This window comes from Photobacterium aphoticum (assembly GCF_001029435.1).
Taxonomy (GTDB): domain Bacteria; phylum Pseudomonadota; class Gammaproteobacteria; order Enterobacterales; family Vibrionaceae; genus Photobacterium; species Photobacterium aphoticum.
The window spans coordinates 26,401-51,684 of sequence record NZ_LDOV01000036.1 but is presented as its reverse complement, the minus strand read 5'-3'; the positions used below and the strand labels follow the sequence as shown (position 1 = coordinate 51,684).

At 51.9% G+C, this 25,284-nt stretch carries 23 protein-coding genes and 4 tRNA genes; 23 read left to right on the top strand and 4 right to left on the bottom strand.

The features are described 5' to 3' along the window. Positions 1 to 70 precede the first annotated feature (70 nt). From ABT58_RS18625 to ABT58_RS18610, 4 genes are all read left to right on the top strand, one after another. Positions 71 to 145: transfer RNA gene (locus tag ABT58_RS18625), tRNA-Gln, on the top strand. Positions 146 to 188: 43 nt separating this feature from the next. Beyond that, positions 189 to 273, top strand: a tRNA-Leu gene (locus ABT58_RS18620). A 39-nt stretch (positions 274 to 312) separates the two neighbouring features. Beyond that, positions 313 to 387: transfer RNA gene (locus tag ABT58_RS18615), tRNA-Gln, on the top strand. A gap of 43 nt (positions 388 to 430) precedes the next feature. Next, positions 431 to 515, top strand: a tRNA-Leu gene (locus tag ABT58_RS18610). A 242-nt stretch (positions 516 to 757) separates the two neighbouring features. On the opposite strand, the gene ABT58_RS18605 is transcribed toward ABT58_RS18610, so the two are convergent. Next, positions 758 to 1,918 (bottom strand): 2-octaprenyl-3-methyl-6-methoxy-1,4-benzoquinol hydroxylase, encoded by a 1,161-nt coding sequence (locus tag ABT58_RS18605; RefSeq protein ID WP_047875953.1) that lies wholly within the window; start codon positions 1,916 to 1,918, stop codon positions 758 to 760. A 195-nt stretch (positions 1,919 to 2,113) separates the two neighbouring features. On the opposite strand from ABT58_RS18605, the gene mtgA reads away from it, so the two are divergent. The 7 genes from mtgA (at position 2,114) to ABT58_RS18570 (ending at position 9,420) form a co-directional block, all read left to right on the top strand. Then, positions 2,114 to 2,809: a monofunctional biosynthetic peptidoglycan transglycosylase gene (gene mtgA, locus ABT58_RS18600; RefSeq protein ID WP_082211158.1), complete on the top strand. Its 696-nt coding sequence runs from the start codon at positions 2,114 to 2,116 to the stop codon at positions 2,807 to 2,809. Between the two features lie 169 nt (positions 2,810 to 2,978). Beyond that, on the top strand, positions 2,979 to 4,403 hold the full coding sequence (gene miaB / locus ABT58_RS18595) for a tRNA (N6-isopentenyl adenosine(37)-C2)-methylthiotransferase MiaB (RefSeq protein ID WP_047875952.1): 1,425 nt from the start codon (positions 2,979 to 2,981) through the stop codon (positions 4,401 to 4,403). Between the two features lie 81 nt (positions 4,404 to 4,484). Further along, a complete protein-coding gene (locus ABT58_RS18590; protein ID WP_047875951.1) occupies positions 4,485 to 5,555 on the top strand; it encodes a PhoH family protein in 1,071 nt (356 codons plus the stop codon). Further along, the gene (ybeY, locus tag ABT58_RS18585) at positions 5,555 to 6,019 is read left to right on the top strand and encodes an rRNA maturation RNase YbeY (protein ID WP_047875950.1); all 465 of its coding nucleotides are present in this window, start codon (positions 5,555 to 5,557) and stop codon (positions 6,017 to 6,019) included. The genes ABT58_RS18590 and ybeY overlap by 1 nt, the downstream gene beginning before the upstream one ends. 108 nt (positions 6,020 to 6,127) lie before the next feature. Next, complete coding sequence (corC, locus tag ABT58_RS18580) at positions 6,128 to 7,000, top strand: CNNM family magnesium/cobalt transport protein CorC (RefSeq protein ID WP_047875949.1); 873 nt, start codon at positions 6,128 to 6,130, stop codon at positions 6,998 to 7,000. Between the two features lie 3 nt (positions 7,001 to 7,003). Beyond that, positions 7,004 to 8,563, top strand: coding sequence for an apolipoprotein N-acyltransferase (gene lnt / locus ABT58_RS18575; protein ID WP_047875948.1), 1,560 nt, complete (start codon positions 7,004 to 7,006; stop codon positions 8,561 to 8,563). 161 nt (positions 8,564 to 8,724) lie between these two features. After that, a complete protein-coding gene (locus tag ABT58_RS18570; RefSeq protein WP_047875947.1) occupies positions 8,725 to 9,420 on the top strand; it encodes a lipid-binding SYLF domain-containing protein in 696 nt (231 codons plus the stop codon). 123 nt (positions 9,421 to 9,543) lie between these two features. Here ABT58_RS18570 and ABT58_RS18565 read toward each other — a convergent pair whose 3' ends face one another. Then, entirely contained in the window at positions 9,544 to 10,026 is a 483-nt protein-coding gene (locus ABT58_RS18565) for a zinc ribbon-containing protein (RefSeq protein WP_047875946.1), read from the bottom strand. Between the two features lie 184 nt (positions 10,027 to 10,210). Between ABT58_RS18565 and leuS the strand changes: the two genes are divergently transcribed. From leuS to lipA, 12 genes are all read left to right on the top strand, one after another. After that, entirely contained in the window at positions 10,211 to 12,784 is a 2,574-nt protein-coding gene (leuS, locus tag ABT58_RS18560) for a leucine--tRNA ligase (protein ID WP_047875945.1), read from the top strand. 150 nt (positions 12,785 to 12,934) lie between these two features. Next, positions 12,935 to 13,597, top strand: coding sequence for an LPS-assembly lipoprotein LptE (locus ABT58_RS18555; protein ID WP_047875944.1), 663 nt, complete (start codon positions 12,935 to 12,937; stop codon positions 13,595 to 13,597). Beyond that, the gene (holA, locus tag ABT58_RS18550; protein ID WP_047875943.1) at positions 13,594 to 14,613 is read left to right on the top strand and encodes a DNA polymerase III subunit delta; all 1,020 of its coding nucleotides are present in this window, start codon (positions 13,594 to 13,596) and stop codon (positions 14,611 to 14,613) included. The genes ABT58_RS18555 and holA overlap by 4 nt, the downstream gene beginning before the upstream one ends. Positions 14,614 to 14,793: 180 nt before the next feature. After that, the gene (gene rsfS / locus ABT58_RS18545; RefSeq protein ID WP_047875942.1) at positions 14,794 to 15,111 is read left to right on the top strand and encodes a ribosome silencing factor; all 318 of its coding nucleotides are present in this window, start codon (positions 14,794 to 14,796) and stop codon (positions 15,109 to 15,111) included. Between the two features lie 6 nt (positions 15,112 to 15,117). Further along, the gene (rlmH, locus tag ABT58_RS18540; RefSeq protein ID WP_047875941.1) at positions 15,118 to 15,588 is read left to right on the top strand and encodes a 23S rRNA (pseudouridine(1915)-N(3))-methyltransferase RlmH; all 471 of its coding nucleotides are present in this window, start codon (positions 15,118 to 15,120) and stop codon (positions 15,586 to 15,588) included. 6 nt (positions 15,589 to 15,594) lie between these two features. After that, positions 15,595 to 17,553, top strand: coding sequence for a penicillin-binding protein 2 (gene mrdA / locus ABT58_RS18535; RefSeq protein WP_047875940.1), 1,959 nt, complete (start codon positions 15,595 to 15,597; stop codon positions 17,551 to 17,553). Continuing rightward, entirely contained in the window at positions 17,550 to 18,671 is a 1,122-nt protein-coding gene (gene rodA, locus ABT58_RS18530) for a rod shape-determining protein RodA (RefSeq protein ID WP_047875939.1), read from the top strand. Before mrdA ends, rodA begins: the two co-directional genes overlap by 4 nt. Then, entirely contained in the window at positions 18,672 to 19,481 is an 810-nt protein-coding gene (locus ABT58_RS18525; RefSeq protein WP_047875938.1) for a septal ring lytic transglycosylase RlpA family protein, read from the top strand. It abuts the gene before it with no gap. Positions 19,482 to 19,673: 192 nt separating this feature from the next. After that, positions 19,674 to 20,849 (top strand): serine hydrolase, encoded by a 1,176-nt coding sequence (locus ABT58_RS18520; RefSeq protein ID WP_047875937.1) that lies wholly within the window; start codon positions 19,674 to 19,676, stop codon positions 20,847 to 20,849. Between the two features lie 192 nt (positions 20,850 to 21,041). Then, positions 21,042 to 21,317 (top strand): DUF493 family protein YbeD, encoded by a 276-nt coding sequence (gene ybeD / locus ABT58_RS18515; protein WP_047875936.1) that lies wholly within the window; start codon positions 21,042 to 21,044, stop codon positions 21,315 to 21,317. Positions 21,318 to 21,443: 126 nt separating this feature from the next. After that, the gene (lipB, locus tag ABT58_RS18510) at positions 21,444 to 22,091 is read left to right on the top strand and encodes a lipoyl(octanoyl) transferase LipB (protein WP_047875956.1); all 648 of its coding nucleotides are present in this window, start codon (positions 21,444 to 21,446) and stop codon (positions 22,089 to 22,091) included. Next, complete coding sequence (lipA, locus tag ABT58_RS18505) at positions 22,088 to 23,056, top strand: lipoyl synthase (protein WP_047875935.1); 969 nt, start codon at positions 22,088 to 22,090, stop codon at positions 23,054 to 23,056. The genes lipB and lipA overlap by 4 nt, the downstream gene beginning before the upstream one ends. Positions 23,057 to 23,159: 103 nt before the next feature. Here the strand turns inward: lipA and bamC are convergent, their stop codons facing one another. Next, complete coding sequence (gene bamC, locus ABT58_RS18500; protein ID WP_047875934.1) at positions 23,160 to 24,188, bottom strand: outer membrane protein assembly factor BamC; 1,029 nt, start codon at positions 24,186 to 24,188, stop codon at positions 23,160 to 23,162. 30 nt (positions 24,189 to 24,218) lie between these two features. After that, positions 24,219 to 25,100, bottom strand: coding sequence for a 4-hydroxy-tetrahydrodipicolinate synthase (dapA, locus tag ABT58_RS18495; RefSeq protein WP_047875933.1), 882 nt, complete (start codon positions 25,098 to 25,100; stop codon positions 24,219 to 24,221). Positions 25,101 to 25,284: the final 184 nt, after the last annotated feature.

Here is a 25,284-nt window from a genome sequence, read left to right as displayed (position 1 = left end):
TGTGAGAGTTCAAGTCTCTCCTTCCGCACCATTCTCTCCTTGAGAGCAGCTTTGAATAAAGAGCATCTGCAGGTCTATCGCCAAGCGGTAAGGCAACGGGTTTTGATCCCGTCATTCCCTGGTTCGAATCCAGGTAGACCTGCCATTATTCAACTTAACGCTTGATACTGTTCTTGTCGGTAAGTTATGCGGAAGTGGCGAAATTGGTAGACGCACCAGATTTAGGTTCTGGCGCCGCAAGGTGTGAGAGTTCAAGTCTCTCCTTCCGCACCATTCTCTCTTTGAGAGCAGCTTTGAAGAAAAGCAACTTGTAGGTCTATCGCCAAGCGGTAAGGCAACGGGTTTTGATCCCGTCATTCCCTGGTTCGAATCCAGGTAGACCTGCCATTATTTAACTTGACGCTTGATATTGTTCTTGTCGGTAAGTTATGCGGAAGTGGCGAAATTGGTAGACGCACCAGATTTAGGTTCTGGCGCCGCAAGGTGTGAGAGTTCAAGTCTCTCCTTCCGCACCATCATTTAGAAACCCACCTTTTGGTGGGTTTTCTTTTATCTGCGGTTTTATTTTCCACTCTCTTTTTTCTCTCCTTCTGTTTTTCTCGCGACACACGACATACCGACTTCAAATCAAATAACCTTGTTACCTTCATTGCACTTGCCCTCAGGTCAATCACAGGTATAAAAAAAACCGAACACATTCGCATTCGGCTTTTCTTCTGATGGCATGTAAACTCCGCTACCGTTTACACGTACATGCTCATAATCCCATGGCGTACTTCAGTACCTGCTTTTTCAATGGGCCCGCTTGCTCGGCCAGTTTTAAGCCGGCATTACGTAAAAATTTCAGCGGCAGCAGATCATTGCTGAACGTGGTATAGAAGAAATCCATCCCCGATTGCATCAGCAGGTTATCCGGACGGCGACGGCGTTCATAGGCTTGCCATGCCGCTGGCTGATCCCATTGCTCTCCTGCTTTGTCCATTTCACTGAGCAACACATCCACATCTTTAAAACCCAGATTCACCCCTTGGCCCGCCAACGGATTAATGGTGTGCGCCGCATCGCCCAGCAATACCGCACGATCCGCATAATAACGTTGAGCATGACGACGGGTAAGCGGGAAAGCGCCGTGATTCAACACCCTAAACTCGCCCAGCTCTGCCGGGAAATGACGAATGATTTGCTCTGTCAGTTGTGCCGGACTCATGGCTGACAACTGCTTAATACGTTGTGGACTGTCATACCACACCAATGATCCCTGATGCCCCGGTAATGGCAAAAATGAACGCGGCCCGTGTGGGGTGAACTGCTGCCAGGTGATATCTTGCTGTGGCAATGCCATTTCCACATTAATCAGCATACAGTGCTGACGGTAATCCCACGCGGTAATACCGATCCCGGTTTGCTGACGCACTTGCGAGTTCGCCCCATCGGCACCAATGAGTAACTGCGCACGGATCTGCTGGCCGTCATCCAAGGTGATCACACGGCTGTCCGCCTCAACGCGGGTCGACACCATTTTGTTCGGGCAAAACAGCGTCAGGTTCGGGTACTGAGCAAACTGCTCCCACAGAGCCAACTGAATCACGCGGTTTTCCACGATGTAACCCAACTGCTCGACACCCATCTGATCAGCATGAAAACGGGTACGGCACTCCGGGTGCTCCCAGGTTTCTAAACGCTTATACGGACACAGACGCATGGCCTGCATCGCGGGCCACGCCCCCAGACGGGTGAGTAATTCAACCGAATGCGGAGAGATGGCAGAGACGCGCAAGTCCATCGGGGCATCCGCGTCATACGGCGCAGGCGCATGGCCTTCCAGGACTGCCACCCGCTTGCCCTGCTGCGCAAGGCCAATAGCCGTTGCAGCGCCAACCATGCCGCCTCCCGCAACGACGACATCAAATTGTTCCATACCGGTTCTCTTCTGTTATGCTCAAAAATCAGACGTGTTCGTCAAACAAACGTTAAACGTTTGTGCAGATTATCACAGCCTGTGTGCTGTGGGTTATCATAACAAATTCTGCTGTGCTATCCGTGATCTATCATCATGCGCCCGCACGGCACGACGTTGGGATAGCCCACTGCTTTGGAGAGCCTACAACCCGCTATGCTGAGCCGCCTGAAACGCCTGTTACTTCGTCTCATCCTGATCCTGCTGCTGATCCCGCCTGTCTTGGTGGCTGGCGGCTGGGTGATTGACCCGCCGGTCTGGGGCTGGCAAATCCACCGTACCCTGTTTCCGCCTAAGGATTACCCGTCGCGTGCAGCGCACGACTGGGTGCCACTGAGCCAGATCTCCCCCAACATGCAACTGGCTGTGATTGCGTCTGAAGATCAGCACTTCCCGACCCATCACGGGGTAGATATCAATGCCGTACTGACCATCCTCAAACAAACCGGCACGGATGCGCCTGCCCGTGGGGGTAGCACCATCAGCCAGCAAACTGCCAAGAACCTGTTTTTGTTTCCCTCACGCACGTTCCTGCGCAAAGGGGTCGAGCTCTATTTCACTCTGTGGATGGAATTGCTGTGGAGCAAAGCGCGCATTCTTGAAATGTACCTGAACATCGTCGAGTTCGGACCGGGCCTGTATGGCGTGGAAGCGGCCAGCCAAACTTATTTCGGCATCCCCGCCAAACGGCTCAGCGCCCAGCAAGCGGCACAACTGGCGGCAGTCCTGCCCAACCCGTACCGCATGCAACCGGCCCCGATGACGAGCTATATTCGCCAGCGCGCTCGTTGGATCCGCCAACAAATGCGCCAGCTGAGCCTTCAGACCATCAAACAGTTAGGCACCCCGTAACCACTGGCGTTAAACCCACAATTTATTCGGGGTGGTGATGATCTAGTCAGGCAGGGTTTAAAGCAGTACAATACGCGGCTTGCTAACGCTGACGGCCCTGTTTTGGCCTGTTGGCCACCTGAAGCAATGTAGAATGCAATGAATAAACACGACGAGTGAAGAGTTAGACATGGCTAAGAAACTGCTTATTAAAACCTGGGGCTGCCAGATGAACGAATACGATTCATCAAAAATGGCTGATCTTCTTAATGCAGCCAACGGCTTCGAGTTAACAGAGATCCCAGAAGAAGCAGACGTGCTGCTGCTAAACACCTGTTCGATTCGAGAAAAGGCGCAAGAGAAAGTGTTCCACCAGCTAGGTCGCTGGAAAACACTGAAAAATAAAAAGCCGGATCTTGTGATCGGCGTAGGCGGTTGTGTAGCAACGCAAGAAGGCGACTCTATCCGTCAGCGCGCACCGTATGTGGACGTGATCTTTGGCCCACAAACCCTGCACCGCCTGCCGGAGATGATCAAGCAATCTCAATCCAATGATTCACCGGTCATGGATATCTCTTTCCCTGAGATCGAAAAATTCGACAGCATGCCAGAGCCGCGTGCTGAAGGGGCAACAGCGTTCGTTTCTATCATGGAAGGCTGTTCTAAGTACTGTACTTACTGCGTGGTGCCTTACACCCGTGGTGAAGAAGTCAGCCGTCCGATTGATGACGTACTGTTTGAAATTGCTCAACTGGCAGAACAAGGTGTACGTGAAGTTAACCTGCTAGGCCAGAACGTGAATGCGTACCGTGGTCCAACGCACGACGGTGACATTGCGACGTTTGCAGAGCTACTGCGTCTGGTTGCTGCGATTGACGGTATCGACCGTATTCGTTACACCACCAGCCACCCAATTGAGTTCACAGACGACATCATCGACGTGTACAAAGACACGCCAGAGTTGGTTGACTACCTGCACCTGCCGGTACAGAGTGGTTCAGACCGCATCCTGACCATGATGAAGCGTCCGCACACCATCCTTGAGTACAAATCCAAGGTACGTAAGCTACGTAAAGTGCGTCCAAACATCACCATGAGCTCTGACTTCATTGTCGCGTTCCCGGGTGAAACGGATCAGGACTTCCAAGACACCATGAAACTGATCCGCGATATCGATTATGATATCAGCTTCAGCTTCATTTTCTCACCACGTCCGGGCACACCAGCCGCCGATTACCCATGTGATCTGTCTGAAGACGTGAAGAAAGAGCGTCTGTATGAACTGCAGCACCAGCTTAATACACAAGCGATGCGTCATGCACGCCAGATGCTAGGTACTGAGCAGCGCATTCTGGTTGAAGGTCCATCGAAGAAGAACGTGATGGAGCTACGTGGTCGTACGGAAAACAACCGTGTCGTTAACTTCGAAGGTTCACCTGAACTGATCGGTCAGTTTGTTGATGTAAAAATCACTGAAGTGAAAACCAACACACTGCGCGGTGAGCTTGTACGTACCGAAGCCGAAATGAATCTGCGTGTGGCTATGTCACCAAGTGAAGTGATGGAAAAAACGCGCAAAGAAGATGAATTGGGTGTCGGCGTATATACTCCATAGTAAGCGGCTTGTCTGCATAAAGTAGACCCGCCCTGAACCCAAGGCCACCCTGCACGGGGTGGCCCCATTGAGAGGCCAATCTTGAGCAAAGTTATCACTATCGAATTTAACCTGGAACCCGTCGATAACCAGCGTCTTTCCAGCCTTTGTGGCCCTTTCGACGACAACATCAAACAACTCGAACGCCGATTGGGTGTCGAAATTAACCACCGCAGCAGCAGCTTCAGCGTCGTTGGCCAGCCTCACACGGCCCAAGCCGCCGTTGATATCATCAAAACGCTGTATGTGGACACCGCGCCTGTACGCAATACCATTCCTGATATTGAACCCGACCACGTCCACCTAGCAATTAAAGAGTCTGGCGTTCTTGAACAATCGACCGAGTCGAGCATTCCTTACGGCAAAGAAGTGATCATCAAAACCAAAAAAGGGGTGATCAAACCGCGTACGCCAAACCAAGCCCAATACATTGCCAACATGGTACGCCATGACATTACCTTTGGTATTGGTCCTGCTGGTACCGGTAAAACCTACCTGGCGGTCGCTGCGGCGGTTGATGCGTTAGAGCGTCAGGAAATCCGCCGTATTTTGCTGACCCGTCCTGCGGTAGAAGCCGGTGAAAAACTGGGCTTTTTGCCGGGGGATTTAAGCCAGAAGGTCGACCCGTATCTGCGCCCGCTGTACGATGCCCTGTTTGAAATGCTGGGCTTTGAGCGCGTAGAAAAGCTGATTGAACGCAACGTGATTGAAGTCGCGCCACTGGCTTACATGCGTGGCCGTACCTTAAACGATGCCTTCATCATTCTGGATGAAAGCCAGAACACCACGGTCGAGCAGATGAAAATGTTCCTGACCCGTATTGGCTTTAACTCCCGCGCCGTGATCACCGGTGACGTAACCCAGATTGACTTGCCGCGCGGTGCCCGCTCTGGCCTGCGCCACGCGATTGAAGTGCTATCGGATGTCGATGAAATCAGCTTTAACTTCTTCCAGGCCGACGACGTTGTCCGTCACCCTGTAGTGGCACGCATTGTTCAAGCGTATGAAGCGTGGGAAAGCGAAGATCAAAAGCAACGCAAACTGGCTGAACAACGCCGTCGTGAAGAACACACGGCCAAGCTCGCCAACACTGAACCGGAACAAAGTAATTAATGGCTATTTATCTTGATCTGCAAACCGCCACTGAGAACGCGGAAGGCATGCCGACTGAGGCACAATTCCAACAGTGGCTGGATGCAGCAATTACCCTTTTTCAACCTAACGCTGAAGTCACTATCCGTTTAGTGGATGAAGCCGAAAGCCACACCCTGAACCACACTTACCGTGGTAAAGACAAACCAACCAACGTATTGTCTTTCCCGTTTGAGAGCCCACCAGGGATGGAGCTAGATTTACTCGGCGATTTGATTATCTGCCGACAGGTTGTCGAAAAAGAAGCGGTTGAGCAGGATAAACCACTGGATGCCCACTGGGCACATATGGTTGTACATGGCAGCTTGCATCTGCTAGGTTATGACCATATTGAAGATGACGAAGCCGAGGAAATGGAAGGCTTAGAGACAGAAATCATGCAGAAGATGGGCTATGCCGATCCGTATGCGGCTGAAAAACTCTAACCGTCTCCCTCGACCTTGTGTAAACGGGTGCGGTCACCCTACGGTTATCGCACTTTACTTTGTGGCACTTTCGCCACTTAACTGATAGAGAAGAAATTCTTACAAGCAATGAACGAAGATAACTCACAGAATTCTGAAGGTCCGAGTAGAAAGTCCTTCTTTGAACGCATTGGCCAACTTTTCCAAGGCGAGCCACAGAACCGTGAAGACCTGGTAGAGGTTTTCCGAGATTCCGAAGAAAACGATTTGATCGACCACGACACCCGCGACATGCTCGAAGGGGTTATGGAAATTGCCGAGATGCGGGTTCGCGACATCATGATCCCTCGCTCGCAGATGGTCACCATCGAGCGTTCTCAGAAGTTAGAAGATCTGATTGATTTAATTGTTGATGCCCAGCACTCCCGCTACCCGGTGATCAGCGACGACAAAGATCACGTAGAAGGTATCCTTCTGGCGAAAGATCTTTTGCGTTACCTGCAGCCGAACAGCGAACCTTTCGACATGGAAGAAGTCTTGCGTCCTGCTGTGGTAGTGCCAGAAAGTAAGCGTGTAGACCGCTTGCTAAAAGAATTCCGCGAAGAACGCTACCACATGGCGATCGTCGTTGATGAATTCGGCGGGGTATCAGGGGTTATAACCATTGAGGACATCCTGGAACAAATCGTTGGCGAAATCGAAGACGAATTCGATGACGAAGAAGAGCAGGATATCCGTCAGTTAAGTAAGCATACTTATGCGGTAAAAGCCTTGGCGACCATTGAAGACTTCAATGAGATGTTCCATACCCGATTCAGTGACGAAGAAGTCGACACGGTGGGTGGCTTGGTCATGACCAGCTTTGGTCACCTGCCTGCCCGTGGTGAAATCGTTGAATTGGATGGCTACTCATTCAAAGTCACCGCCGCTGATAACCGCCGCGTGATTCAGTTGCAAGTGACCGTGCCTCACGAAGCACATCAAACGACGACTACATCATAACGAATGACAAAAAAAACACTAATGAAGTTGGGACAGCTCTTTGCGGCTGTCCCAGCCGGTGCCTTAGCCACCCTCTCTTTTGCTCCCTATAATTACTGGCCCCTCGCACTCGTCTCCCTGTGCCTTCTGTTTGCCTTATTGCTCCAACAAACGCCTAAGCGCGGCGCGCTGATCGGCTTTTTGTGGGGATTAGGCCTTTTTGGTACCGGGATCAGCTGGGTCCATGTCAGCATCGCCAATTTTGGCGGCATGCCGTGGCTGGCCGGTTGGTCGCTCATGGCGCTGTTGATCGCCTATCTGGCGTTCTACCCTGCCCTTTTCGGTTTCCTGTTCAACCGCTTTAATCGCGGTCGACCGTTCCACCAGCTGATGCTCAGCGGCCCGGTTTTCTGGCTGATCTTAGATTGGATCCGTGGCTGGCTGATGACCGGTTTCCCTTGGCTCTGGATGGGTTACAGCCAAATTGACAGCCCGTACGCCGCCATTGCGCCTATTCTTGGCGTGGAAGGGATCACCCTTGCCCTTGTGCTCACCAGTGCGGCTCTTGTCGCGGCAGCGTATTACCGTAACTGGCGTCCCCTACTGGTGGTTGCGTTAGTCGGTGCGATCAGTCTGCTGGCCGGACAAAAACAATGGGTCGTGCCGAATCCGGATAAAACCGTTGATGTGGCGATGATTCAGGGCAATGTCCCGCAAGAAATCAAATGGTTGCCAAGCCAGCGCTGGCCGACCCTGATGAAATACACCGATCTGACCCGTGAAAACTGGGGCGCTGATCTGATCATCTGGCCGGAAGCGGCGATCCCGGCATTGGAGACGCAAGTACCGACCTTCCTGCAGAATCTGGATGCGGCGGCGCGGAATAATCACAGCACGGTGATCACCGGCATCTTGGATCAAAACGAGAAAGGCCAGTTCTACAACAACATCCTGACGTTAGGGGTAAATGCGGTTGGCCCGTACCAGTACGAACATGCCGAGCGTTACAGCAAGCACCACCTGCTGCCATTTGGGGAATTTGTGCCGTTCGGTGATTTGCTGCGCCCTATCGCGCCGTTCTTCAACCTGCCGATGTCCTCGTTCAGTCGGGGTGATTACATTCAGCCGAACCTGGAAGCGAACGGTTACTCACTGGCACCGGCACTGTGTTACGAAGTGGCCTTCAGCGAGCAAGTGCGTCAGAACGTCGATTACGACACCGAGTTTTTGCTGACCCTGTCTAACGATACGTGGTTTGGTAAGTCGATTGGGCCGTTCCAGCACATGGAAATTGCCCAGATGCGTGCACTGGAATTGGGTAAACCCCTGTTGCGTGCCACCAACAGCGGCTTGACCGGTGTGGTGGATCATCATGGTCAGATCATTGCCTCTATTCCGCAGTTTGAGACCGCAGTATTGCGTACCAAAGTGACGCCAACAGAAGGCATGACGCCGTTTACCTCGCTCGGTAGCTGGCCACTGTATGTGTACGTATTGTGGGCACTCACCCTGTCATGGGTATTGGCACGCCGTCAGCAAGGGCGCTTTCGCGATCAGCAGCCGGAAATCAATTATCACGATTAAGGCTGCATGCATGTTCAACATGCCTGATGCGTGATGCATTCCCAAGAGCCTGAACTTAGGCTGACAATTGAACAAAAAGGTGAAGTTACCCTCTTCGCCTTTTTTTTCATCTTGTTAGTATGAAGGGTATCTATGATCATGCACTCGAGGGAAATGCATCGATGAAAAGCATCCATAAACTCTTCACCATGCTCAGTGCGGTTGCCCTACTGTGTGTGGCCTCCGGCTCGCTGGCCAAAGAAAGTCTTGAAACCCGTGCGGCACTCAACCAATTTCAGGCCGCACCACAAACCCAGCCCTTTTTCCAATCAGCCTATGGCTATGCGGTGTTTCCTTCCGTCGGCAAAGGCGGCTTTTGGATCGGTGGCGCATACGGCACCGGCAGTGTTTATCAAGCCCATCAGCTCACCGGTACGGCCAAATTGTTCCAGCTCTCTTTTGGCTTGCAGTTCGGCGGACAAGCCTACAGTGAATTGATTTTCTTCCAAGACCAACGTGCGTATGAGCGCTTCATCAACGGTAGCTTAGAGCTCGACGCCCAGGCCTCTGCCGTCGCTATCAATGAAGGCGCACAGGCCAAGGCAGGCACGGCGGGCTTCAGTGCCAGCTCCGGGAAAAACAACTATGTGGATGCCAACTACACCAACGGCATTTCTGTCTTTACCTTTGCCAAAGGCGGCGTAATGGTAGAAGCCTCCATTGCCGGACAAACCTTCAGTTTTGAGCCCCTCCATCACCCGACCATGCAAACGGCACCTGTCGCACCCGCATCAACACCGGCAACGTATAACGCCCCAGCGGCAGAGCCTGTCGCAGTCATGGTAGATACCATTGAGCCACCCACTCAGTATGAGTAATAACGGCAGAATCGGGATACGAGTATCTAGGAACTAGGAACTAGGAACTAGGAACTAGGAAAGATAAAACAACAAAAAACGGGCGGCTGCCCGTTTTTTGTCTTTAAATGATAACGCCCGTGACTATGGGGCAAGCGGCTTACGGGTAAAGCGGGTATGACCGCAACGCAGGCAGGGTGAGATGGCTTTCACATGAGTGATCACTTCATCATGGCCACATTGTTCGCACACCAGATGCCCCAAGCCGACCATTTCGCCTGCTTCATACACCCCTTGGTGTTTAAAATCATCCATGACTTCACGCCATTCGATCTGGGTTTTATCAGTGGCTTCCGCCAACCCTTCCCAAATCGTCTCTTTGACTACCCGATAAAACGGGCTGTCCCCGAACGGCTCCGGGCTGCTCTCCACATTGTGGGCAAACTCATTGAGATCCCGTTTCAGGTACGCAGAAATTAACGCCAGTTCGTCTTTGGTCATGTCGCTGGCTGCCTGACGGTACTGCTCAGTAATCGTCGCCCAGTGTTTCAATTCATCCGGGCTGCGTTTCAGGGCTTCCGTCACTTCTTCTAGCAAGTTTTCGTAGTCCTTTTTTTGATCCGCCATAACTCCCCCTTACTGCACCCTGCGACCGCTTGTCATGTGCTGCAGGCCTGTCTGGGCCTATGATCAGGCAACAATTCGCGGCCGAAATGGTTTCAGCTATTGTTGACACCTTTACCTTTAGTTATTCTATGTCGATTATATTGAATGTGTTTGTACTCAACTCACAAAATCCCGGATGCCATCGATGCAAGAACAATATCGTCCACAGGACATTGAACAGAAAGTTCAGGAACTTTGGGACAACAATAAGACCTTTGTTGTAAGTGAAGACCCAAATAAAGAAAAATTCTACTGTCTCTCCATGTTCCCGTACCCAAGTGGCCGTCTGCACATGGGTCACGTACGTAACTACACCATTGGTGATGTGGTATCACGTTACCAGCGCCTACAAGGCAAAAACGTCATGCAGCCAATCGGCTGGGATGCGTTCGGTCTGCCTGCAGAAAACGCAGCGGTGAAAAACAACACTGCACCGGCGCCTTGGACATACGAAAACATTGAATACATGAAGAACCAGCTAAAACTGCTGGGCTTCGGTTACGACTGGAACCGTGAATTCGCAACGTGTACGCCTGAGTACTACCGTTGGGAACAAGAGTTCTTCACTAAGCTGTACAACAAAGGCTTGGTATACAAGAAGACGTCTTCTGTTAACTGGTGTCCGAACGACCAGACCGTACTGGCGAACGAGCAGGTTGAAGACGGTTGCTGCTGGCGTTGTGACACGCCTGTAGAGCAAAAAGAAATCCCACAGTGGTTCATTAAGATCACTGAATACGCACAAGAGCTACTTGACGATCTAGACACCCTAGACGGCTGGCCTGACATGGTAAAAACCATGCAGCGCAACTGGATCGGTCGCTCTGAAGGTGTAGAACTGAAGTTTGCGGTACAAGGTCAGCAAGATCTAGAAGTGTACACAACCCGTCCGGACACCCTAATGGGCGTAACGTACGTGGGTATCGCAGCGGGTCACCCACTGGCGACACTGGCAGCACAGAACAACCCTGAGCTAGCCGCCTTCATCGACGAGTGTAAGAACACGAAAGTCGCTGAAGCAGAACTGGCGACCATGGAGAAGAAAGGCATGGCCACTGGCCTGACTGCCATTCATCCACTAAACGGTCGTGAAGTGCCTGTATACGTGGCGAACTTCGTACTGATGGATTACGGCACAGGCGCGGTAATGGCAGTACCTGCACACGACCAGCGTGACTTTGAATTCGCCACCAAGTACGGCCTGGACATCATCCCTGTGATCAAGCCAGCTGACGGCAGCGAGCTAGATGTCTCTGAAGCGGCTTACACCGAGAAAGGCGTACTGTTCGATTCAGGCGAATTCGACGGCTTGGATTTCCAAGGCGCATTCGATGCGATCGCAGCGAAACTAGAAGCAGAAGGCAAAGGCACGAAGACCGTTAATTTCCGTCTACGTGACTGGGGCGTATCTCGTCAGCGTTACTGGGGTGCACCAATCCCAATGGTAACCACTGAAGATGGCGAAGTGCATCCGGTACCGGCTGACCAGCTACCAGTGATTCTTCCAGAAGACGTGGTAATGGACGGCGTAACCAGCCCAATCAAAGCAGACAAAGAGTGGGCGAAGACCACCTTTAACGGCGAACCAGCACTACGTGAAACAGACACGTTCGATACGTTCATGGAGTCTTCTTGGTACTACGCGCGTTACTGTTCTCCACAGGCTGACGACATTCTAGACCCAGAAAAAGCAAACTACTGGCTACCAGTAGACCAGTACATCGGTGGTATCGAGCACGCGTGTATGCACCTGCTGTACTCTCGCTTCTTCCACAAACTGCTACGTGACGCAGGTTACGTAACCTCTGACGAGCCGTTCAAGCAGCTGCTATGTCAGGGCATGGTACTGGCGGATGCGTTCTACTTCGAAACCGAGAAAGGCGGTAAAGAGTGGGTTGCACCGACTGACGTAACCGTTGAGCGTGACGGTAAAGGCCGCATTACTTCAGCAAAAGACACTGAAGGCCGTGATGTAACACACTCAGGCATGATCAAAATGTCTAAGTCGAAAAACAACGGTATCGACCCACAAGAGATGGTAGACAAATACGGTGCTGACACCGTACGTCTATTCATGATGTTTGCCTCACCTGCAGACATGACCCTTGAGTGGCAAGAGTCTGGCGTTGAAGGCGCTAACCGCTTCCTGAAGCGTGTATGGAAACTGGTGAAAGAGCACACTGAGAAAGGTGCGGTTGAAGCGCTTGACGTGGCAACCCTATCTGGCGATCAGAAAGCCCTACGCCGTGATGTACACAAGACCATCGCAAAAGTCAGCGATGACATCGGCCGTCGTCAGACATTCAACACCGCTATCGCTGCTGTGATGGAGCTGATGAACAAGCTGGCGAAAGCGTCTCAGGACAGCGCACAAGACCGCGCACTACTGGACGAAGCGCTAAAAGCGATCGTACGTATGCTGTACCCAATGACTCCACACATCTGTTTTGAAATGTGGGAAGCGCTGGGCGAAAGCAACATCGACAACGCAGAATGGCCAATCGCTGACGACAAGGCAATGATCGAAGACGAAAAACTGATCATCGTTCAGGTTAACGGCAAACTACGTGCTAAGCTGACTGTGGCTGCAGATGCAACCAAAGAACAAGTAGAAGCACTGGCTATGGCTGATGAAGGCGTAACCAAGTTCACCAACGATGTGACTATTCGTAAAGTGATCTACGTACCAGGTAAACTGTTGAACATCGTCGCAAACTAATTGCCGCGAACTAAAGCACGTACCTGATGCCTAAACCTGTGGCTCCTGCGCTTTTGCACAGGGGCCACAGTTCCTCCGGCTCACTTTTCGACAATCCGTCCCTCTACGTTAGCCGGTCAGTTTTCACTCACTTTTCATGGAGCAGACTCGGTGAAAGCTTTCTTTTCCCTCAAAAGCACCATCCGAACCTTCTTTGTTATCGCCCTGGCACTGGCCACAGCGTCCTGCGGTTTTCACCTTCGTGGTAACTACATGTTGCCAGACGACATCGCCAAACTTTCTCTGACCAGTTTCGACCGCTATGGGCCGCTACAACGTCAGGTGGCTTCCCAGTTCCAATTGCACGGTATTGAACAAGTGCCGCCGTCCAGCACCGTTCCTAACCTGAACCTGATCAGCGAATCGATCAGTGAGCGTACCTTGTCGCTTTACCAAAACGCCCGTGCAGCAGAATACGAACTGACCTATGTGGTGAACTACAGCATTGTGGTACCGAACAAAGGCATTCAGACCTTCACCACGCGTGTTAACCGTACTTTCCTGGATAACCCACTGACTGCATTGGCGAAATCCGTTGAACGCGACATGATTGAAGAAGAGATGCGCCAACAAGCCTCTCGCCAGATCATGCGCCAGCTTGCCCGTTTGACGGCGGTATTTAACCGCATGGAAAAAGAACACTTGGATGCCTTGATCAAAGACAACCAAGAGAAAAATACCTCGGTGAGCACAGAAAACGTCAGCGATGAACACGCGGCGAAGGCCATCTCGTATGAAAAAACACCACATACGCAGGTTGAAACCGCGCAATGAGGATCTACCCGGAACAATTGGCGCAACAGCTGTCTAAAGGGTTGCGCCCTGCTTACCTCTTACTGGGCAATGAGCCCTTGCTCAAGCTCGAATGCAGTGACCAAATCAAACAGGCCGCACAACAACAAGGCTTTGATGAGCGCCACAGCTTCACCGTTGATGCCTCGCTCGACTGGAACTTGATCCTGGACTGCTGTCAGGCTATGAGCCTGTTTTCAGCCCGTCAGATCATTGAACTGGAACTGCCGGACAGTGCCCTGAACGCTCAGCAGGTCAAATCTCTGCAAAGCGTGATTGACTGCCTGCATGAAGACATTTTGCTGCTGATCCAAGGCCCGCGCTTTACCAAAAAACAGGAAAGCGCCAAGTGGTTCAAAACACTGGAAACGCAAGGCTTATACCTGCCCTGCAACACACCAGATAGCCGCCAGCTGCCCCGCTTTATTCAGGGTCGTTGTCAGCAACTGGGGTTGAAACCGGATCACGAATCCGTACAAATGCTGGCTCAGTGGCATGAAGGTAATCTGCTGGCATTAGCGCAAAGCCTGCAAAAGCTGGTGTTGCTCTACCCGGACGGCGAACTGAACGTGGTGCGACTGGAAACGGCATTGAGCCGTCACAACCACTACACCCCGTTCCAGCTGATTGATGCGGTACTGGCCGGGCAAGCCAAACGTAGTCAGCGTGTGTTGCGCCAGTTACAAGGCGAAGGCATTGAAGCGGTGATCATTTTGCGTACCTTACAGCGCGAACTAACTCAGCTGTATAAGATGCAAGAGATGGGGCAAAAAGGCACCTCGCTCAATGTAATTTTTGAAAATTACCGTATCTGGCAAAACCGCCGGGAAATGTACATTGGCGCCCTGCACCGCATGCCACTGTCGGTCATTATCCCGCTGTTACAACGCCTTGCTCAGATTGAAGTGCGGGTCAAAACCGATTTTGACTACCCGCCTTGGGATGATCTGGCTGCCTTGTGTGCTGAGATGTGTGGTATCCGTACCCATCTTCAATAAAGTACAGCCAACACGATGGATGAACGGTAAGCAGGCGCTTACCCTGCGCACGGAAAAGGGAAAGTCATGCTCCCCTTGTCATAAACAAGGACGAGCGTGATATACTGCGCCGCTATTACGTCCTCCGGCCGTATCCGGATGACGGTTTTACAGACCAAACATTGAAACAAGGGGATCCCTTTGCAGGTTCAAGAACTACACGATTTTATTGTTGATAAAGTAGATGACATCAAAGCACAAGACATTGTGACACTGGATGTACGCGGTAAATCAAGCATCACTGACTTCATGGTGGTATGTACTGGTACTTCTACCCGTCACGTGGCGTCAATTGCTGATCACGTTAACAAAGAATCTAAGCTTATTGACTTCCCACCGTTTGGGATCAGCGGTGAAGATGACGCTGAATGGGTGATCGTGGATATGGGCAGCGTGATGCTTCACATTATGCAAGAAGACGCGCGTAACCTGTACCAACTGGAGAAGCTTTGGGGCTAACTGACAATGAAGCTTCAATTGATCGCCGTAGGCACGAAGATGCCAAAGTGGGTAGAGGAAGGCTACAAAGAATACAGCCGCCGCTTCCCGAAAGACATGCCACTGGAACTCGTTGAGATCCCAGCGGGCAAGCGTGGCAAAAATGCCGATATCGCCCGTATTCTGCAAAAAGAAGGCGAAGCGATGCTGGCAGCGGTACCTAAAGGCAACCGCATTGTTACGTTGGATATTCCGGGCAAACGCTGGGATACCGAGCAGTTGGCTGAGCAGCTGGAAAGCTGGAAACTCGATGCCCGTGACGTGTCTATCCTGATTGGCGGACCGGAAGGTCTGTCGCCGGCGTGTAAAGCGGCGGCCGAGCAGAGCTGGTCACTGTCGCCTCTGACCCTGCCGCACCCACTGGTGCGTGTTGTGATGGCTGAAAGTTTGTACCGGGCGTGGAGTATCACGGCCAACCATCCATATCACAGGGAATAAACCGCAATGAGACAAAAGCGAACGCAGATCCGCGATCATCGGGCTGAGTCGGCGCTATTTTTTCGCCGGGCTCTTGTCTCATTTATCGGTATTGTCGTGCTGGTCAGTGTTCTGCTCACCAATCTGTACCATATTCAGATCCGTGAACACGAAGACTACCAGACACGCTCTAACGATAACCGGATCAAAATCGTCCCTGTGGCGCCCAATCGCGGTCTGATCTACGACCGTAACGGCGTGCTGCTGGCAGAAAACCGGCCGGTATACTCGCTGGAAATCACCACCGAAAAAGTCCCGGATCTGGATGACACCTTTGCCCGCTTAAAAACCCTCATGGGCATTACCGATGACCAAATCGCGCGCTTTGATCGCGAGCGTCGTCGTACCCGCCGTTTTAAGTCGGTACCTCTCCTGAATCAGATGACCGAAGAGCAGGTCGCCTTGTTCTCCGTCAATCAGTTCCAATTCCCTGGGGTGGAGGTGAAAGCCTACCTCAAACGCTACTACCCGTACCGTGACGCCCTGACGCACGTGCTGGGCTATGTAGCCAAAATCAATGACCGCGATATCGACCGCCTTGAACGCGAAGACAAAATCAACAACTACAAGGCTACCCGCGATATCGGCAAACTCGGCATTGAAAAATATTATGAAGATCTGCTGCACGGTACTTCCGGCTATCAAGAAGTCGAAGTCAACAGCCGTGGCCGCATTATCCGTACATTGAAATATGTGCCGCCCATTCCGGGCAAAGATATCAAACTGAATATTGATATTGAGCTACAACTGTATGTACAGGAACTGCTGACTGATCGCCATTTAGATCCGGATACCGGAGAAGAAGTGGTGAAACACAAACGGGGCTCCGTGGTGGTGATGGATCCGCGTGATTCGTCGGTGCTGGCGATGGTGTCGAGCCCGAGTTACGACCCGAACCTGTTTGTCCACGGCATTTCCGGAAAAGAATACCGTGCCCTGCTCAATGACAAAAACCGCCCACTGGTAAACCGTGTGACGCTCGGCATTTATCCGCCAGCCTCCACCGTGAAGCCGATGATTGCGGTGGCGGCATTGACCGAAGGGGTGATCACCCCGCGCACCACCCGTAATGACCCGGGTTGGTGGCGCATTCCGAACTCCAACAGTCGCCCGTTCCGAGACTGGCTGCGTTGGGGTCACGGTAAAGTGAACATTTACAAAGCGATTGAAGAATCGGTGGACACCTTCTTCTATCAGGTCGCTTATGACATGGGCATTGATCGCCTGTCAGACTGGATGGGACGTTTCGGTTACGGCGAATACACCGGTATTGATATTCACGAAGAAAGTAAGGCCAACATGCCAACCCGTGAATGGAAGCAGGCCCGTTTCCGCCAGCCGTGGTATCAGGGTGATACCATTCCGGTCGGGATCGGTCAGGGTTACTGGACCGCCACACCGCTACAGATCGCCAAAGCGACCACGGTACTGGTGAACAACGGCCGCGTGCAGGCACCGCACCTGCTTAAAGACGTGATCAACGAAAATGTGGAAACGCCAGCTAAATATGATGATTTCCCGCCGATTGACAATGTCAGTCAGGAAGACTGGGATATCGCCAAAGACGGTATGTACCGCGTACTGTTCGGCCATCGAGGCACCGCACGCCGCGCCTTCTACGGTGCACAATACAAGGCGGGTGGTAAATCCGGTTCGGCACAGGTGTTTGGTCTGGCCGAAGATCAGGAATACAACGCGGATGAGCTGGAAGAGCACTTGCGCGACCACGCCCTGTTTACCGCGTTTGCACCGTTTGAAAAACCGGAAGTGGTGGTCTCTATGGTGCTGGAAAACGCCGGTGGCGGTTCATCTAACGGTGGCCCGGTCGCCCGTAAGATCTTTGACCATATGCTCCTGAAACCGGGCGAACACCCGGATCCGTTGGTCGCCATCGTGGACAGAAAAATGGCGGAGGTCACGCAATGAGTGTGATAGCAGCAACCGGACATAAACGCACCCTGGGCGAGCGCCTGCATTTGGATATCCCCTTGTTATTGGGGATCCTCGCGCTGATGGGCTTTGCCCTGATGGTGATGTACAGCGCCAGCGGTCAGGACTTGGCCATGATGGAACGCCAAGGCATGCGGATGCTGCTGTCGCTGGGGGTAATGATTTTCCTCGCCCAACTGGCCCCACGCCATTATGAGGCGTGGGCGCCCTACCTGTTTGGGGTCGGGTTACTGCTCTTGCTGGGGGTGCTGCTGTTCGGCGAAGTCTCCAAAGGGGCGCAGCGGTGGCTGAATCTCGGCTTTGTCCGGTTTCAGCCCTCTGAGCTCATCAAGCTCGCGGTCCCGTTAATGGTGGCCCGCTTTATCGGTAACCGCCCGCTTCCCCCCAGTTTGAAACATATCGTGATCGCCCTGATCATGGTCTTCGTCCCCACCATCCTGATCGCCAAACAGCCGGATCTCGGCACCTCCATCCTGATCGCCGCCTCCGGCATTTTTGTTCTGTTCCTGTCCGGGATCAGCTGGCGCATCATCAGCGCGTCTGTGGTGCTTGTCGGGGCCTTTATTCCGGTACTCTGGCTGTTCTTGATGCGAGACTACCAACGCACTCGCGTTCTCACTCTGTTCAATCCCGAATCCGATCCGCTCGGTGCGGGTTATCACATCATCCAGTCCAAAATTGCCATCGGCTCTGGCGGTTTATCCGGCAAAGGCTGGATGCAAGGCACCCAATCTCAACTCGAATTTTTGCCTGAGCGCCACACCGACTTCATTTTTGCCGTCATCGCGGAAGAATGGGGCCTTATCGGTGTTATTGGCCTGCTGACCATTTATCTGTTCATCATCGCCCGTGGCCTGATGCTGGCCAGCCGCGCCCAAACCGCCTTTGGCCGCATGATGGCCGGCAGTATCATGCTCAGCTTCTTTGTCTATATTTTCGTGAATATTGGCATGGTCAGTGGCCTATTGCCGGTGGTCGGGGTACCATTACCGCTCGTCAGTTACGGGGGCACCTCGATGGTGACCCTGATGGCCGGTTTCGGCATCCTGATGTCTATCCATACTCATAGAAAAATGTTGTCCAAGGCGACCTAAATGCGCATTACCCCTTTATTCCTTGTCCTGCTATTGGCAGGCTGTAGTTCTGCTCCTCAAACCGATGATCGCTATGCGCTCGCCGACGATGTGGCTCCGACCACGACGCCGTCGCTTGATCATATTGAGGATGCCCAGCCCCGCTATGAACCTTACAGCCTTGCGGGCAACAAAGACTACACTCTGCGTGGCCAGCACTACACCATCGTGCGTGGCAATCAGGCTTTTGTCCAAACCGGTGATGCCTCTTGGTACGGCCAGAAATTCCACGGCCATAAAACCTCTAACGGTGAAATCTACGACATGTACTCCATGACAGCGGCCCACAAAACCCTGCCGCTGCCAAGCTACGTGAAAGTGACCAACACCCGCAACGGCAAGACCGCCATTGTGCGCGTCAACGACCGAGGCCCTTTCCATGAAGGCCGCATCATCGACCTGAGCATGGCTGCTGCAACCAAGCTGGATGTGATCAAGTACGGCACCGCGCCGGTGAAAATTGAACTGATCCGCGTCGATAAACCGGCTAATCCGGATGAATGGCAAAGTGCCAATCCGAACGAGTACTTCGTGCAGTTAGCGGCCGTTACCAACATGGAAAAAGCCCAGCAAACCGCCAAGACACTGGAAAAAGAATTCAATACCCCTATCGATATCAAAAAAGCCGATAACGCGGAAATCTACCGTCTGCGCTTGGGGCCATATATCGACCGTGATGAAGCCATGGCACAGCGCGACAAGGCCAAAAGCGCCCGTTACCCGCAAGCCTTTATCATTACATCGACCCGCGAGTTGGAACCAAAATCGTAAATTCGACTCTCACAAACACCGTGGTTGGTCATCTGTCGTGACCAACCGCACCTTTTTTCACTAATTCATGTCAAAAAATGTCAAGAGTCATCACGCATCGGTGGATATCCTCGGCCAGTGCTGGTCACTTAATGACAATCTGATATGATGTGTGAAGTTTTTTTGCAATCGACAAATTAAGTTACAACCATCATGAAGAAATCTGCTGCACTTATTCGTTCTGTAGCTGTCTCGGCATCCTTGCTGGCTTCAGTCTCTGCTATCGCGGCCCCAGCCGTTGTTCCCGAAGCACCGCAAATTGCGGCCAAGGGTTACGTCCTTATGGACTACCATTCAGGTAAAATCCTGGCGGGTTACAAAGAGTACGATCAAATTCCACCAGCAAGTTTGACCAAGATGATGACAAGTTATGTCATCGGCCAGGAAATCAAACGCGGCAATATCTCTATGGATGATACGGTCGTGGTGAGCAAAAACGCGTGGGCGAAAAACTTCCCGGGCTCATCAAAGATGTTCATCGAAGTGGGCAGCGAAGTGAAGGTGTCGGATCTTAACCGTGGCATCATCATTCAGTCAGGTAACGATGCGTGTGTGGCTATGGCAGAACACGTTGCCGGTTCAACCGACTCTTTCGTTGATCTGATGAACGCATGGGCAAAATCACTGGGCATGAACTCGACCCACTTTGCTAACGTACACGGCCTGGATAACCCGGATCTCTACACCACCCCTTACGACATGGCACTGCTGGCACAAGGCTTGATCCGTGACGTACCGGACGAGTTTGCGATCTACAAAGAAAAATCGTTCACTTACAACGGCATTACCCAGTACAACCGTAACAGCCTGCTTTGGGACAAGAGCCTGAATGTAGACGGTCTGAAAACGGGTCACACTAACAATGCCGGTTACAGCCTGGTAAGTACCGCGACTGAAGGCCAGATGCGTCTGATCTCCGTCGTGATGGGCACCAAGAACCCGAATGCCCGTAAAGCAGAAAGTAAGAAGCTGCTGAACTACGGCTTCCGTTTCTTTGAAACTGTGTCACCACACAAAGCGTACGAAACCTTCGTGACCGAAAAAGTGTGGATGGGTGATGCCAGCGAAGTGTCACTGGGTGTGGCAGAAGATACCTACGTGACCTTGCCACGCGGCCAGACCAAAGACCTGGCAGCCAGCTTCGTACTTGAAAAAGAACTGAAAGCACCAATCAAGAAAGGTGACGTTGTCGGTAAACTTTACTACCGTGTAGGCGATGAAGAAGTGGCGCAATACCCACTGATCGCCCTGAACAACGTGAACGAAGGCAGCTGGTTCAGCCGTCTGATTGATTACGTGATGTTGTTGTTCAAAGGTTGGATGAACTAAGTCAACCTCCCGATATACAACGAAAAGAGGTCGCCTTGTGCGACCTCTTTTATTTCCTGCCGTTTTTCCTGAGCCGGCTTCTCAGCCCTTTCCTCTTACCGCGCCATGTATCATTGCTTGAGAAAAGCGGCCTGAGCCATTAATATGCTCGGCTTATATCGCAAAAGAAAATGCTATACCTCGGAGTTCAGAATGCAGCAACAAGAACAACCAAAACTTAAAGACCTTTTGGAGTTTCCTTGTAAGTTCACTTACAAAGTTATGGGTTATAACAAACCTGAGCTCCCTGATTTGGTGGTCGCTGTGATCCAGCGTCACGCACCAGGCGACTACATCCCTGATGTGAAACCAAGCGGCAAAGGCACTTACAGCGCCGTGTCTGTGACGATCAAAGCAACGTCTATTGAGCAGGTTGAAACCCTGTACAAAGAACTTGGCGAAATCGACATCGTTCGTATGGTACTGTAAGCCAAAGACCCCATGAAATTGGCGGCTGAATTTTCAGCCGCCAAGTTTTATAATACCCAACGGTATCAACACCCATTTGGGGTGTCATCGATCCAGTCTCTGCCAAATGACAATGTGGGTGTGACTTTGCAAAATACAATTATTATTCGGAACCTTGGCCGCCAAGACTATGAACCCGTCTGGCAAGCCATGCACCAGTTCACCGATACACGCGGTGCAGAAACCACCGATGAAATTTGGCTGGTTGAACACAACCCAGTGTTCACCCAAGGTCAAGCCGGTAAAGCCGAGCACTTGCTCAACACAGGGGATATTCCTGTGGTGCAAAGCGATCGCGGCGGCCAAGTCACCTATCATGGCCCCGGCCAGTTGGTGGCCTATATCCTTATTGATTTACGCAAAAAGAAACTCGGTGTGCGCGATCTGGTCACGCATATTGAAAATACAGTAATCAATACCCTCTCCCGCTTTGGGATACCATCAACCGCCCGCCCTGACGCACCTGGCGTGTATGTCGACAATCAGAAGATATGCTCACTGGGCCTGCGCATTAGACGCGGTTGCTCTTTTCACGGTCTGGCACTCAATATCAACATGGATCTGGCACCATTTTTACGCATCAACCCGTGTGGTTATGCAGGGATGGCAATGACCCAAACAGCGTTATTAGATGGGCCATCAGAACTAACGGAAGTTCAGCCTGTACTTGTAGAAGAGCTAGTCAAACTGCTCGATTATCAGAGCATTGAGTGGAAAACGGAAAGCAATTCATGAGTAAACCAATCAAAATTGAAAAAGGTGTCAAGTACCGTGATGCCGACAAAATGGCACTTATTCCAGTGCGCAATGTCGCTGAAGAAGAGCCAAAAGAAGTTCTGCGTAAACCAGAATGGATGAAGATCAAACTGCCGTCTGACAGCAAGCGTATTCAGGACATTAAGTCTGCGATGCGTAAAAACAAGCTGCACTCAGTCTGTGAAGAAGCATCGTGTCCAAACCTGGCGGAATGTTTCAACCACGGTACGGCGACCTTTATGATCCTGGGTGCGATTTGTACCCGTCGTTGCCCATTCTGTGACGTGGCCCACGGTCGTCCGTTGCCACCGAACGCAGAAGAGCCAACGCAATTGGCGAAAACCATCGCAGACATGAAACTGCGCTACGTGGTCGTGACCTCAGTAGACCGTGATGATCTGCGTGACGGTGGTGCACAACACTTTGCTGACTGTACCCGTGAAATTCGCGCCCTGAACCCAGAGATCAAAATCGAAACCTTGGTACCGGACTTCCGTGGCCGTATGGACACCGCATTGGATATCCTGCGTGATAACCCGCCTGATGTGTTCAACCACAACCTAGAAACCGCGCCGCGCCTGTACCGTAAGGCACGCCCGGGTGCAAACTACCAGTGGTCTTTGGATCTGTTGAAGAAATTCAAAGAGATCCACCCTGAAGTACCGACCAAATCAGGTCTGATGATGGGCTTGGGTGAAACCAAAGAAGAGATCATCGAAGTACTGAAAGACTTGCGCGCGCACGGTGTAACCATGCTGACGCTGGGTCAGTACCTGGCTCCAAGCCGTCACCACCTGCCGGTAGAGCGTTACGTACCGCCTGCTGAATTTGACGAGCTAAAAGAGATCGCGCTTGAGTTGGGCTTTACCCACGCAGCGTGTGGTCCATTTGTTCGCTCTTCTTACCATGCCGATATGCAGGCACGTGGCGAAGAAGTGAAATAAGCCAGCAGCAAAACGTTGATATAAAAAAACCGCGTCAGGCTCACCTGATGCGGTTTTTTATTATCTCTTATTGGCTATTGCTGATTGCAAGCTGTGACTGATTTTATTGCTGATTCGAACGTTCAATCACCGCAGACAATACCGGCGCCAGACTGTTCAGCGCTTCTTCCGTTACGGGCTTACCATCGGAATTGGTCACGTTCAGTGAGGTACGGTTGCCCAAGTCACCCAACTGGATGGTGTAAGCACGGCTGTCGAACTGCAACGGTTTGGTGCCGATCTCTTGCCAGAACTCATCATCCATTGGCTTGTATTTCACTTCAACAATACCCTGTGAGCGGTTACGCCCTTCAACGGTAAAGCCAAACTGATCCAACAAGCTTGGTAGACGCTCCCAGAACACATCATACGGTGCACGGGCAATGATCACCGGCAAGCCACTGCGATCCTGTCCCATCGAAATTGGGATCTGTTTCACCAGCTCTTGCGCACGCAAACGCGCCTGTTCACGCACTTGCTCATCGTATTTCGCCGTCACCAGGTTGGTCATCAAAATGCTGTAACGCTCTTTGTTGTCCAGCGTTACTGGCACAGACTGACCGCCTTCACGCCAGTCAACCAACGTAATGTTGAAGGTGTTACGCCCGCTATCGCTGCCTTTCTCAATGAGGTAACGGCTACCAATTTCACCGTCTTCATCCGCATTGTTCCAAGTCACCCAATCGGTCTCAATAGCATTGGCTGTTTGTGCACGTACCCCAATGTTCTGGGTCACGATCAAGTCTTGCACCAAACGCCACACACGGTTGAGCTCCTCTGGCGTTGCCAGTAGCAAGGTCACCCCTTCGTCATCTTTCACCGAGCGCGCACCAGGAATTAACGCCAACACCTGCTGCGGCGGACGAATATCCACCGCCGGTCCTACTCCGCCTGAATACGACTGAGCCGGGATCGCGTACTCCGTGTTTTGCGACGGCTGCGCACCGGCAGGGATCGTCCACGTTTCCAATGGGGTGGTTTCAAGGTAATTGAAATCTTGGTTAGCCTGACGACGGCGGTCCGCACCGTCAGAGCAGCCAGCCAGTGTTACGACAGCTACTGCCGCCGCCACCAGCTTATACTTGTAATTCATTCCGCTTCTGCGCTCCTACGCTCTAGCAAGTTACAGCAGGACGTTGGCATCCTTCAGAGCCGCCATCACTACTGGTTGGGCTGATTCACTCAGCTCGGTCAGCGGTAAGCGCAAATGGCCATGCTGAATCAAACCGAGTTGATGCGCTGCCCATTTTACGGGGATCGGGTTGGATTCAACAAACAATTGCTTATGCAAAGGCATTAAACGTTGATTGATCTCATTCGCCGCAGCGAAATCCCCGGACAGGGCCAGCTTAAACATCGTCGCCATATCGTTCGCGGCAATGTTGGCGGTGACCGAGATCACACCGTGGCCACCTTCTGCGACAAAGTCCAAACCGGTTTCATCGTCGCCGCTAAGTTGGATAAAGTCATCGCCACAAAGTTCCCGCGTTTTCTTCACGCGAGGCAAATCACCGGTGGCATCTTTAATCCCCACAATGTTCTCAATTTTGGCCAAACGTGCCACCGTTTCCGGCTGCAAGTCGACACCGGTACGACCCGGTACATTATAGAGAACCTGAGGCAAATCCGTCGCTTCCGCGATCGCTTTGAAATGCTGGTACAAACCTTCTTGGGTTGGTTTGTTGTAATATGGGGTGACTGTCAGACAGCCGGCAATGCCCGAGCCAGAAAACAGTTTGCTAAAAGTGATGGCTTCATGCGTGGCATTGGCGCCCGTCCCGGCTAGCACTGGAATGCGTCCCTGCGCGTACTCTAATGTTTTGAGTACGACTTTTACGTGCTCATCAACCGTCAATGTGGCTGACTCGCCCGTTGTTCCCATCGCAACAATGGCATCAGTGCCGGCTGCGATATGGTATTCCACAAGTGATGCTAAACTGGCGTAATCCACTTCACCCGCATCATCGAGTGGCGTAATTAGTGCTACCATGCTTCCTGAAAACATGTCCATCTCCCCCTGTATAAACCGATCTTGGCTGCTTTTATAACTATATGGAAAAACCGAATAAATAAGGCTACCAAGTCAAACCATACTACTTTTCAGTTACAGTAAACTCAAGACAGCGTTATGTAAATCCGTGATAACCCTCTGCCTATCAAAAGCTCACTTTTACATCTTAGATTGCTTG